The 12,232-nt window shown below is 43.3% G+C and carries 7 protein-coding genes; 2 read left to right on the plus strand and 5 right to left on the minus strand.

The genetic code is table 11. The annotated features are described in order from the left end of the window. The first annotated feature begins 489 nt into the window (after window positions 1–489). Window positions 490–1,146, plus strand: a complete 657-nt coding sequence (gene fsa, locus M1P97_RS04020; RefSeq protein WP_195375132.1) for a fructose-6-phosphate aldolase — start codon at window positions 490–492, stop codon at window positions 1,144–1,146. 92 nt (window positions 1,147–1,238) lie between these two features. Here the strand turns inward: fsa and M1P97_RS04025 are convergent, their stop codons facing one another. From M1P97_RS04025 to M1P97_RS04035, 3 genes are all read right to left on the minus strand, one after another. Further along, window positions 1,239–1,634 carry an HU family DNA-binding protein gene (locus M1P97_RS04025; protein WP_249388452.1) on the minus strand — a complete coding sequence of 132 codons (396 nt, stop codon included), beginning with the start codon at window positions 1,632–1,634 and terminating at the stop codon, window positions 1,239–1,241. A gap of 430 nt (window positions 1,635–2,064) precedes the next feature. Next, window positions 2,065–4,473: an ABC transporter permease gene (locus M1P97_RS04030; protein ID WP_249388453.1), complete on the minus strand. Its 2,409-nt coding sequence runs from the start codon at window positions 4,471–4,473 to the stop codon at window positions 2,065–2,067. A gap of 19 nt (window positions 4,474–4,492) precedes the next feature. Continuing rightward, window positions 4,493–6,892, minus strand: a complete 2,400-nt coding sequence (locus tag M1P97_RS04035; protein ID WP_249388454.1) for an ABC transporter permease — start codon at window positions 6,890–6,892, stop codon at window positions 4,493–4,495. A 203-nt stretch (window positions 6,893–7,095) separates the two neighbouring features. On the opposite strand from M1P97_RS04035, the gene M1P97_RS04040 reads away from it, so the two are divergent. Then, the gene (locus tag M1P97_RS04040; RefSeq protein WP_249388455.1) at window positions 7,096–7,911 is read left to right on the plus strand and encodes a response regulator; all 816 of its coding nucleotides are present in this window, start codon (window positions 7,096–7,098) and stop codon (window positions 7,909–7,911) included. Between the two features lie 13 nt (window positions 7,912–7,924). Here M1P97_RS04040 and M1P97_RS04045 read toward each other — a convergent pair whose 3' ends face one another. Then, complete coding sequence (locus M1P97_RS04045) at window positions 7,925–9,241, minus strand: DUF4933 domain-containing protein (protein ID WP_249388456.1); 1,317 nt, start codon at window positions 9,239–9,241, stop codon at window positions 7,925–7,927. 287 nt (window positions 9,242–9,528) lie between these two features. Beyond that, window positions 9,529–12,216, minus strand: a complete 2,688-nt coding sequence (locus M1P97_RS04050) for an alpha/beta hydrolase family protein (RefSeq protein ID WP_249388457.1) — start codon at window positions 12,214–12,216, stop codon at window positions 9,529–9,531. Between the last annotated feature and the right edge of the window lie 16 nt (window positions 12,217–12,232).

A 12,232-nucleotide genomic window follows, 5' to 3' on the forward strand; every position in this document is an offset into this window, starting at 1 on the left:
AAATGATTATTTACTCTTTGATAATAGTATCATTGCTTTATTTTCCTTTCCCCTTTTATTCCTCAATATAGCTTTGTACTTTCAATAGAATTGTGAATTATCGTGTATACTGCATTATTTATATTAGTTCTATAAGAACTATATCCTCGGCAAATGCAAATATAGTCTATTTTTGAAACAATAAGTTAAATGGCGAAGAATTATACTTTTATATTCTGCTCCTTTAGTTAAATTATGTATCTATATCAAAGCTTGTTCTCTGAATGCCATTTTATCTTAATCTGCTTTAATTGCTAATAATCAATCGCTTACAGTTTAAGGAAGCAATAGTTCTTATAGGACTATTGCAAATTTGATTAGATGATACTCTTTTTTCGCTTTGGGATAAACAGAAGTATTTGCTTCCCTTTTTGTAAATAAATTACCAGAGAATAAACTATTCGATAGAGGACATGTTATTTTAATAGAGGCATTAAAAGGCATAAAACAATGAAATTTTTTATTGACACAGCGAACCTGGATCAGATTCGGGAAGCAAACGATTTAGGCGTATTGGATGGCGTTACAACTAACCCGTCTCTCATGGCCAAAGAAGGAATCAAGGGAGTAGAAAACCAGCGGGCACACTATCTGAAGATCTGCGAGATTGTGGACGGAGATGTCAGTGCGGAAGTGATATCGACCGATTATGAAGGGATGATAAAAGAGGGTAAGGAACTTGCTGCTTTGAATCCGCATATTGTAGTGAAGGTTCCTTGTATCGAAGCGGGAATCAAAGCGATCAAACATTTCAGTGATGAAGGGATCCGCACCAATTGTACGTTGGTTTTTTCCCGTGGGCAGGCTCTTTTGGCTGCAAAGGCCGGTGCTACCTATGTTTCTCCGTTTGTAGGGCGTCTGGATGATATTTCCAGTGACGGTATTGAACTGGTGAAAGGTATTGTCGATATGTTTTCCTATTATGCTTACGAAACGGAGGTACTTGCTGCTTCTATCCGTAGTACACAACATATTATCCAGTGTATTGAAGCCGGAGCCGATGTGGCTACATGTCCGTTGTCGGCTATTAAAGGTTTGTTGAAGCACCCGCTTACCGATAGCGGCCTGGCTACCTTCCTGGCTGATTATAAGAAAGTGAACGGATAACAGAAATATATCAGACTTCATGAGGGTGTGTCCGGTTTATTTGTTTTTGACACATCTTCATGAAGTATTTATGCCGGATGTAACCTTCAAAGTCACTTTTCCGGATCGCGTTCGAACTTTATTCCTTTCAACTTTTTGTTGATAACTTTGGATGCACGGAAATTAAGACCTTTCACCGTGATAGACTCCGCACGTATTTCATTCTTCTTTTCGATCGGAGGACTTTGAGCCGAGACGGAAAAAGTCCCGAAATCACTCAGGCAAACGTCAAATCCTTGTTCCAGAAGGTCGATAATACTGTCCTCGATCAACGCCCATGAATGCGATAACTCAGCCCGAAGAGGCCTCGAACCGTGTGAAATATAGTCGAATAACTTCTCTTTATGGATCGTTCCGCGGCTGATTACCTGTGGATAATAGCCTTTTACTTTTTCCCCTTCCTTATTCAGGTTGTCACGGATAGGGGTAAATTTATACCTTATACTCATCGTGTCATATCTATATTAGATTATACAAGTTCTGTTTAACAGATTAACTATAGCAAGATAGGCTTTTATTTTCATAACCTCGATAAATATTCATATAAATTTTGGAATTTTTGAGTGCATAGAAGTATTAGAAATTGTGTAGCGAAGTAACCGGAAGTATGTAGATAAGTATTTCCCGGTATACAGATAAGTATTATATATACTGTACACTATATCATATGTAAGTAGTACATGATACTTACAATAGGGTGTACAGGTTATTATTTATAAAAAGTACAGTATATATAGTAGTTATCTGCATGAAAAGAAATACTTCCTTCTAGAGTAAAAAACAGGTTTTCATATGGGAAGAGTTAGTTCTTTGAAGGACAAAGAGAAGGGTACGCTTTCCGTATATTCGTGTTCGGGAGCGTACTCTTTTTGATTGGTGTTATTCTGTTTTCAGCGAATCGACCGGATTTCCCGAAGCGGCTTTGTAAGTATGCCAACTGACTGTCAATAACGTGATGAATAACACGATAACTCCACCCAGCAGGAGATGGAAGACAGAAATATCTGTATGATATACAAAATTCTCCAGCCACCGGTTGAGAAGAAGCCAGGTGATAGGAATGGCTATAACAAAGGCTATTCCGATCCAGCCAACGAACTGTTTGTTTAACAACAACATGATCTTTAGCATACTGGCTCCATTTACTTTTCGTATACCTATTTCTTTCGTGCGTTGTTCTGTGGCGTAAAGCGCCATGCCGAATAGACCGAAGCAAGTCAGGAAGATACTGATCAGCGAGTACATAATCAGTAATTTGGCTAACTCGGTTGTCCTGCTGTTACGTTGCATAAACTCTTTGAAGACATCCAGGTAAGTGAAGTGTTGTCCCGGATTCATCTCTTCCCATATCTTTCCGATGGCTGCTATGGTCTGCTGGCGGTCTTTCCCTACTTTGATTTCAGAAAAGGCATATCTTTTGTCGTCATCCTGCCCAATGTAAATGATGCTGGGGTAAACATCTTCTTCAAGCGAATTGGCAAATATATTTTCGGTAATGCCGGCAATAATTAATTGGAGAGAATTATTGTTCTTTGCATATTCTTCGGTATCCTTGTCGTATTTGCTTAGTAGCTGACCAACCGGGTTTTCTCCAGGAGGAACCTGAAGGTCTGCATATTTTCGGGTGATGTAAACCGGAGTCTGGTATTGTACGAGTGCCTTATCCGGCTCTACTCCCTCTATAAGATTGATTTTGAATGTTTTCAAAAAGTCGCGACCTCCCATATACTGTGCTTTCATATAAAGACCTTCAGTGCCGTCAGGATTCTTGACATTCACGGGGGCTAATCCCATATTCAGTAAGGGACCACCGCTGAGCGTTACATTCTCTACACCGGGTATTTTTTTGATTTCGTGCACAAATGCCGGTAAGTAGGAATTGTCTGTACCCCAATTGCCTACCTCTATCAAGTCGCGATAACCTTCTCCGCCTTTTTGCGTAAAACGAAGCTGGCTGTTTACCGTGAATGTCGCGATAATCAATCCGATGGAAACGGTATATTGGGCGATGGAAAGAGCGGTAACAATCCTTCTTCTTTTATTTCCGGTGAAAAACTCGCGGTAGCCGGAGGCCGACAACTTACTTATTTTCCGGCTTATATAAATGGATGGAATTATGGATAACAGGAAGATAAACAGTATAATAACCGGCAAAGCCTGCCTGTTGAAGAAGAAGGCGGTATGTATATTTCCGGAGACGATTGAGTTGAATACCGGAGTTAAGTCATGCGTAATCAATAGAGATAAAAGGAAGGCCGTAATAACGGTCAGGAATGTATCGAGGAATAGCTGTTGGTTGATATCCTTTTTCGTCGCACCCATCAGTTTCTCGGTATGAATCATTCGCACTTGTTGCAATAGGCGGGAGAAATTGAGATTGATATAATTGAAGCAGGCAATCAGCAGGATTAGAACGGCTGAAATCAGTCCCACATAAAGCAATGTCTTCTGGCGGCTGTTGAGGAATGTGAAACCTTCCTGAGTGTATTTCCGGAAATAGCTTTCCTGTAAGGTGTAAAATTGGTATTTCCCATCAGGGACAAACGTATGCAGTCCGTCTTTATTTATCTGTTCGGCAAACTTATCAGTATCGATGGGGCGGTCGGTCATCAGGAAGCATAATCCACCGTTGGTTGTGCCTCCGTTTCCGGTTAATGCTTCGAATTTGAGGTAAGACTGGTCGTGCGATTGGAGGACGGCTGCCACCTGGTAGCTTGTTTCGTTGGCTTTCGTTTCGACTGTGCCGTCTTCTTTGCGTACAGTGGTCGTGCTGTTCTGACCTGTGGTGATTATTTGGCCGATTGGGTTCTTGTAGCCAAAGTACTTTTGGGCACAGGCTTCTGTCAGGGCAATCTTGTTCGGTTGTGTCAGCGCTTCGTTCAAATCTCCGGTTACTACTTTATAAGGGAAGAAACGGGGAAAAGACGAATCTGTTATCACAATTGTGATAGGGCCGAAATGGTTGTTGTCTACCTTGATATAGTCCATTCCGATGTTATTTAATCGCAGATAATCGGTTACCTCCGGATATTTCTCCTTTATCTCGACAGGAATACTGCCGACAGTGAAACAAACCCGCTCGCCCGGTTGCAAAGGGGAATCCTGGTCCATCATATAGATATGACTGCGATTCGGATTATCCGCCTCCAGGTTGTATTCATGGATGACAAAAGCAGCCAGCATATTCGTACAGGCAATTCCGATTGCCAGGCTGATGATAGAAATAATGGAGAATGTCTTGTTCCGCCACCAGCTTCGCAGGACGAGTTTAAATGCTACAGCTTTCATATTCTGATTGATATTTAGGTTATTCACTTCTTAATACTTTCACCGGATTGGCTGAAGCCGCCTTGTAGCTGTGCCAGCTGACAGTAAGAAGTGTGATGAACAGGACAAAAAGCCCGCTTATCAGATAGATGCCGATACTTATATCCGTACGGTAGACGAAATTTTCCAGCCAACGGTTCAATAGTAACCAGGTAATAGGTATGGCAATGATAAAAGCGGAACCTATCCAGGTGATAAACTGACGGTTGAGTAACAGCATGATCTGCGGGCTGGTCGCTCCGTTCACTTTCCGTACGCCGATCTCTTTGGTACGCTGCTCGGTTGCATAGAGTGCCATTCCGAACAGGCCGAAGCAAGTCAGAAAGATACTGATAACAGAATACATCAACAATAGCCGGGAGAGTTCGGTTGTTTTCTCGTTCCGTTGCAGGAAAGTCGTGTACACATCCCGGTAGGTGAAATATTGGCCCGGATTTACCTTGTTCCATACTTCCCGTACGGTGGCGAGAGCCTTTTCCTGATTGCCGTTGAGGCGTATGTAGATATAATTGAAGGCATTGTCCGGGCTGTTGTTGATCTGGATAGTGAACGGGTTCACTTCCTGTTCGAGCGTATTGGTATATAGGTTATCGACAATACCGGCAATGGTGGAGACCGGCAGGTTGTCAGTATCGGCATAGTCTTTGTTGAGGTCTTTATCGAATAGATTCAACGGTTTACCGATGGGGTCTTCGCCTTTTGTGACCAATAGCTCTACAAATTTTTCGTTGACGTAGACCGGACGTGCGTATTTTTCTACTGCCTTGTCGGGAGGAAGTCCTCTTTTCAATTTCAGTTGCAACGCATCCAGAAAATCGGATTCACCGAAATAGTTGATTTGCGAGGTGTATTTTTCGTTGCCGTTTTCATCGGAAAGGACAACCTGTTGTATCCAGCTGTTCAGGATAGAACCTCCGGCAATCGAAGCCTGAGCTATTTCCGGATGTTTTTTCAGTTCGCGGGCAAAAGGACGTATGTACGAACCGTCTTCCATCCAGTCGCCTATCTCGATCAGGTTCTTGTAGTTATCGCCTCCCTGGCGGATAAAAGAGAGCTGGTCGTTTACCGTCAATGTCGCGATGATGAGTCCGATGGAGATAACGTATTGTATGATGGATAAGGAAGTCACGATCTTTCTCTTCTTGTTTCCGGTAAAAAACTCACGATATCCGGAACCTGAGAATCCGGATATTTTCCGTCCCATATAGGCGGCTGGAACAATGGACAATAATAGGATAAAGCAGCAGATAACGGGTAATGTCTGCCAGTTGAAAAAGAAAGAAGTATGTAACCGGCTGTTCACTACCGAGTTGAATACAGGCAGCAAGTCGTGTGTAATCAGTAAAGAGCAAAAGAAGGCAATGATGACTGTCAGGAACGTATCCAGGAAAAGCTGCCGGTTGATCTCCTGCCGGCTGGCACCCATCAGTTTTTGCGTATGAATCATCCGCACTTGTTGAAGCAGGCGGGAGAAGTTGAGATTGATATAATTGAAGCAGGCGATCAATAGGATCAGGATGGCAGAAATTAACCCTACATAGAGTAATGTCGGTTGCCGGTAGTTTATGAAATCCAGTGTTTGTTGTTTGGCAGCATGGAAATAACTTTCCTGTAAAGTAGCCAGGTAATAGTTCCCTGTTTCTCCTTGTAAAGTAGGGATTTTGTCTCTTTTCAATTGCGTTTCGAAAGTTGTTCGGTCGATGGCTTTGTTCATAAGCAGTAAGCAGGGACCGCCAAAGAAAGAACCGGTAATTCCGGTGACTGCTTCCAGGTGTAAGAAAGGCTGTTCCCTGTCGGCTATGACGGCTGCAACCTGGTAGGCGTGTTCGGGGTTGGAGTTGTCTTTTGTGCCGAAGTCATCATTGGGGAGACCGAAATAGATGATTTTACCGATCGGATCGGCTTTCCCGAAAAGTTTTCGGGCCGTTTCTTCCGTGAGAGCCAGTTTATCCGGTTGTGTCAATGCTTCGTTCAGATTGCCGTTCAGTACTTTGTAAGGGAAAAAGTCTGTTAAAGACGGATCGACAGCCGTAAGGTTGATCGGGGAATGTTTTATTTGATCGACAGAGATATATTTGACCGATTGACTCGCCATCCGCAGGTAACTTTCAACTTCCGTATAATTTTCTTTAAGCATAGGCGGGATGGATCTGTCGGCATACTGCACCTTTTCTCCGGATGCCATCGGCGAATCCTGGTTAAGCATCCAGATACGTTCCTTATTGGGATTCCCGTTTTCTATGCCGTATTCGTGAATGGTAAAGACGGTTAACAGGTTTGTACAGGCAATGCCTATCGCCAGGCTGGCAATAGAAATGATGGAGAATGTCTTGTTCCGCCACCAACTGCGAAATACAAGTTTTAATGCGACTGCTTTCATAGATTTTATATTGTGTATTTCATGCTGTTCCTTTCGGAATGGCATTTCAAATCTATTCCCTTTCTTTTTGCGGGGCAAGGAATAACCGGAAATAATCAGGGTTCACGGTAAAATTGTCTAAATATTTGACAATGGATCATAGCCGGTAGAAGTATTATCCGGTAACTTTTACATATTTGAAGGTTAAATGTATCTTTGTTGGTATGATAAACGGTAAGATTATAGTAGTAGATGATAATGAAGCAGTGCTTAAAACGTTGCGGGTGATTCTTTCGCGTGAGTTTAAGACGGTTGTCTGTGTTTCGGTGCCCACTTTGTTGCCCGCCTTGCTCCGGGAGGAAGATGTGGATGTTGTTTTGCTGGATATGAATTTCGGTACGGGAAAGCAGAGCGGGGGAGAGGGATTGTTCTGGCTGGACCGTATCCGTGAACAAGCTAATCCGCCGGAAGTGATACTGATCACTGCTTTTGGCGATATAGAACTAGCCGTTGCCTCATTGAAAAGAGGGGCGGCAGACTTTATCGTGAAACCTTGGGATAATGAGAAGTTATTATCTACTGTCGTAGCAGCCTGGAACTCTCGTTCCGGGAGAAAACAAAATTCCTCTCGAAAGGAATCTGAATTTCTCTCGGAAGAAACTGATCCTGTCGTTACTTTGCTGGTCAATTCTCTTCTCCGGAAATATGCGACGGTCTATGGAAAACCATTTCCCGGTATTACCCCCGATGCATTGCATAAATTATCCGATATTATTCTCAATGGAGATCTCACTCTTTTGCAGCAGACCATAGAGCGTGCTGTTCTCCTATCCAACTCCTCTTTATTGGACAGCGATGATTTTTATATGGAAGATCCGGTTCCGGCTTCCCATCCCGTTACGTTGGAAGAGATGGAGAAGCAGTTTATCCGTGAAGTACTGGCTGATAAAAAAGGAAACCTGACCCTTTGTGCCCAACAACTCAATATAAGCCGGCAAACGCTTTACAATAAGATGAAGAAATATGATCTTTCTTATTGAATAGATCTTTAGCTCACTTTACTACGATCATCACATACTGGTTTTCCTGTATTCTTTTGTTATCGAGGATATCCAGTAATTTTTGTTGCTTCGGAGAACCGGTCCGTTCCACACTTTCGCGCATTTCCGTCAGGGTGCGGATCATATAGAGATAACCGTCTGTTTGACCGTCCGGCCAGAAAGTCATTCCACCATCGAGATCATTGGTAAAGCCTTGTTCCCTACGTGGAAGTACATACGTTTCCCCCTTTTCTTTCAGGTAAACGGCCTGGTAGCTAAGTGTCGGTTTATATTCATATTCGAAATTCAGCCAGGAGAGGATCTTCGGGCCTTTCTTCTGGTATACGCCCATGAATAAGCCTTTAGGGTTTTCATATAATGTACGTAGCCACATTTTTTCATCTTTCACGCCTTGCCCTTCCGTATACTCTGAAAAGATGCCGGATTTTCCGAAATGGATATTATATAACGGGACGACTGTTTGCGGATCACGCAACTGATATACCGTATCGCAGAAAGGGATCATGAATGTCATTTGATCCTGTGTGTCATTCCAATAGGAGGTCTGGAAAAACGGAATGTTATCCGTCTCTTTTCTCGAGAGTGTCGATTGTTCTTTTAGCTTGAATTTACAAAGTGTTTCCCCTTCCATATTAAACGTCAGTAAACAGTTCGGGATACCGGTTGAATTTTCATAATGGCTTAACATATATCCGGAAGAAGAGAATCCTGCCAGTTTATCGTTCCCCTGGTTGATAAAATATTTCTTTTCTACTGTTTCCGGGAAAATATATCTGCTGATTGTCAACATTGTATCCAGAGGCGGTAGTTCGACGATCTGCGGATAAAAAGGATCCTTGGTTCCCCTGTTATTCTGATCTTTACCGCTCAATGCACAATACATGCGAGAAGTTTTTTTGTCGTAGAACAGGTTGTGTCCGTTCATTTCATTATTCCATTTATAGGCCAATGCTTTGAACCCGTAACGTTTGCTCGGTCTTCCGTTTTTCCGGTAGTAAATACGCGGATTATTGAATGTCAGAAAGGCATTGCTGTCCGGTATTGCAATAGCTTGTGTGACTGTATAATTGCCGTCTCCCACAATATAATAATCTATCTCAGAAGCAATCTGGCTGAGTTTTAATGGATTCCTGTCTTTGTTGAGTGCCTCTTCGAGGTCTATATGGATTGGAATAGCAGAATTATCGACCTTGCCTTCATACTTAGGAGGAGTGACCGGACGGATGTTTGTCTCACTTTTTTCTTTACAACTACTTAGCATACTGATGTATGTAAGACATATACAGATAATGGTAAGATAATTTTTCATGGTATCGTTTATTATGATCGCTTCAAAAGTAAATATTATTTATTTCTAAAGCAATCATAGAAGTACGGAAGATTCATATTTTTACGAAAAAATAGTAAATATATTGTTTGTTAGTGATTTAAATGTTTTGTTTGTGTGTAATAATCTAAGAAAGAGACGCATGAAAACAGAGTTTGAAACTCTTGGCCGGATTGTTAATCACATTAGCAACCGTTTCTTGCGGTACGGGAGGTTGTAGTTCCGGGAGCAGGAATATTGGGGGGATTGAAATATCCCCCCTCTTTTAGTTAATATCCTAATTTAAACTCCTGATCGACAGCCGGAATACCTTCACTCATCCATTGGGGCATAGGTTGGCCGTTTAAGTAATGCTGGAAGAACTGGAACATACGTTTCTGGAAATCGATACGGTTTGCCAGGCGCATCGGCCAGTGTATTTCTCCTGTGTAATTGAGCATCCATACGGGTTTTTGCAAACGTTTGAGTGCTACAAAGTACTCGATACCCTGATACCAGGGCACATGACCGTCGTTGTCATTGTGCATAATCAGGATAGGAGTCGTCACCTTATCCATATTGAAGAGGGGAGAGTTTTCCATATATTGCAACGGAGAATCCCATAAAGTACCTCCGATACGGCTCTGTCCGTGCTCGTACTGGAAAGAACGGTTCAGCCCTGATCCCCAGCGGATTCCACCGTAGGCACTGAACATATTGACTACCGGTGCGCCTGACTCTATGGCAGAGAACAGGTTCGTACGGGTGGCCAGATAAGCGACCTGGTAGCCGCCCCAGCTATGTCCCTGGGCTCCGATAGCCTTTTCATTTACATATCCTTTGGCAATCAGCGAGGTGATACCCGGCATAACGCAGTTGAAACAGCTTTCTCCCGGATAACCGTCTACATAACGTACGTCCGGGTTGAAAATGATATATCCGTTGCTGGTATAGAAATGATAATCGATCGTCGAACGATGTGGCTCCGGCATGTGATAGGCGTAAAGGGTTTCCGAATTGCGTTCGTAGAAATTCACGATTACCGGATATTTCTTGTTAGGATCAAAGTTTTCAGGTTTGTAGACAACGCCTTCCAACGGTATGCCGTCCAGTGATATCCATGAAACCAGTTCCGCTGTACCCCAGTTTATTTGAGCTTGCTGCTCGCCTCCGTTCGTCAGTCGGATAGATTTCTTGAAGTTCAGGTCAGACAGGCGGACATCCGGATATTGTTCGAATGTTTCAGAGGTGTAGATCACGGCATCGGCTTCTTTCGCTTTTACCGGAGTTTTCAACATGAAATTACCGGCCAGCAATGTTTTGGGAATGGCCGGAGTCGAAAAGCGGGCATTGTAGAATCCTGTACCTTTTGTCTTTTCGTTGAAAGCCAATAATAACTGGGATTCGGCTAAATCGATGAATTTCTTTTCCTTATCCAATCGGATTACCCGGTAAGATAACTGCTCTTTGCGTCCGTTTACAGTGAGGTTGACAGGAGAAGTCTGGGCTGTAGGATCGAATTTCCAGATGTCGTAACGATCATAGATCAACAGGAAACGGTCGCCGGCTGTCCATCCCGCCAGTCCGTGTGGGGAGGGATAGTCGGGAACATCATTGTCTTCATCCCAGGCCGCAAAAGACTTGGGAGTTGTCAGGCGGTATTCTTTACCATCGTTCATCGAACGCGTATACCATGAACTATCCTGGGCACAATACCAGTAAGCAAATGTTCCTTCCGGAGAAAGACGCATACTGGTATTTGCTGCTTGTTTGATCTGTTGGCGGTTACCCGTTTCCAGGTTCACCGTATAGATATCGTAACGGCTTCTTCCTTCCCACATCTGTTCAGTGGCATAAGGCAGATTGGTCGACAGCAATGCAATCGGGGCATCTCCTTCTATTGCGGTCTGAAGATCAGGTATTTCAATGTTTGCCAGTTGGATCGATTTGTTATCGTTGATGTTGTATACGGCTGCATACGTTTTTTTCAGGTCCTTTTGCTTGTTATATACCTGTTGGGTGTATTGTACTGCTTCATCCCATTTCCATATCTGTACATCGGGACGGTTTTCAGCCAGTATAGTCGTGTCTTTCTGTTGGGGAGCCGGTGCAGTACCGAAGAAAAGCCGTTCGGCATTTTTTGAAAAGCGGAGGTCGCCATTCTCGCTGATAACCCAGCCGTCTGGGATAAAAGTTTGTTTGCGGTCTGCAACCAGGCGGGCAGAGGCATTGTTCTCGGACAGATACAGGGAACATTGCGTGCCGATGGAATCTTTGTCCGGACTATGCAGGAAAGCTATTTTGCTTCCGGCTTCATCAAATGTTACTTTTTTGATGACTCCTTTTCCTTCGAAAATCAATGAGCTACCTTTGTCGGGAGTAAAAGTGGACAGGGTGGAATCGGTTGTATAATATAAGATATTTCCTTTTTTAGCGAAACCGAACTCTTTGACGTCGGCTAGCAGTACCTCTTTGGCTCCGTCCAGTGAGCGGACATGTAATACGCTATCGGATTTACTGCTTCTTTTATAGGCGATCCAGTCTGCTGTCTCAGATAATTTGTATGATTTTAAAGAATCGATCGACTCCTTCTTATCCGGAAGATTGAAGATAACCAGTTCGTCGGCAGGCATCTCTTCGTCTTTTACTTTCTTTAGTTTTAATGCTTCTACGGTTTCCAGTTCCGGCTTTTTGGTGACCAGCAGATAACGGGAAGAAGCGGAGAATTCGGCATGTCCGGCAGGACGAAAAGATGCGGTCATTTCTCCTTTGGCGTTATAAACCAGTATGCTGGCATCCCCTCTCCAGGGTTCCATTTTGCAGGCAACCCATTTCCCATCGTGTGAAATAGCCTGTTCGGTGATCCGTTTCCAGCTAACCATCTCGTCGAATGTCATTGCCTTTTTGGCCTCCTGCGCAGAGAGTGTGCAATAAGCACTCAGGCAGATTAAAAATGCCAATTGTTTCAGATTCCTCATATGATCGATTAAGTGT

Source organism: Parabacteroides leei (assembly GCF_023369805.1).
Taxonomy (GTDB): Bacteria; Bacteroidota; Bacteroidia; order Bacteroidales; family Tannerellaceae; genus Parabacteroides; species Parabacteroides leei.

Excerpts from the sequence above, each read along its gene's own strand:
- M1P97_RS04040 (WP_249388455.1), top strand. The coding sequence starts at position 7,096 with ATGATAAACGGTAAGATTATAGTAGTAGATGATAATGAAGCAGTGCTT.
- M1P97_RS04030 (WP_249388453.1), bottom strand. The coding sequence starts at position 4,473 with ATGAAAGCTGTAGCATTTAAACTCGTCCTGCGAAGCTGGTGGCGGAAC.
- fsa (WP_195375132.1), top strand. The coding sequence starts at position 490 with ATGAAATTTTTTATTGACACAGCGAACCTGGATCAGATTCGGGAAGCA.
- M1P97_RS04035 (WP_249388454.1), bottom strand. The coding sequence starts at position 6,892 with ATGAAAGCAGTCGCATTAAAACTTGTATTTCGCAGTTGGTGGCGGAAC.
- M1P97_RS04025 (WP_249388452.1), bottom strand. The coding sequence starts at position 1,634 with ATGAGTATAAGGTATAAATTTACCCCTATCCGTGACAACCTGAATAAG.
- M1P97_RS04050 (WP_249388457.1), bottom strand. The coding sequence starts at position 12,216 with ATGAGGAATCTGAAACAATTGGCATTTTTAATCTGCCTGAGTGCTTAT.
- M1P97_RS04045 (WP_249388456.1), bottom strand. The coding sequence starts at position 9,241 with ATGAAAAATTATCTTACCATTATCTGTATATGTCTTACATACATCAGT.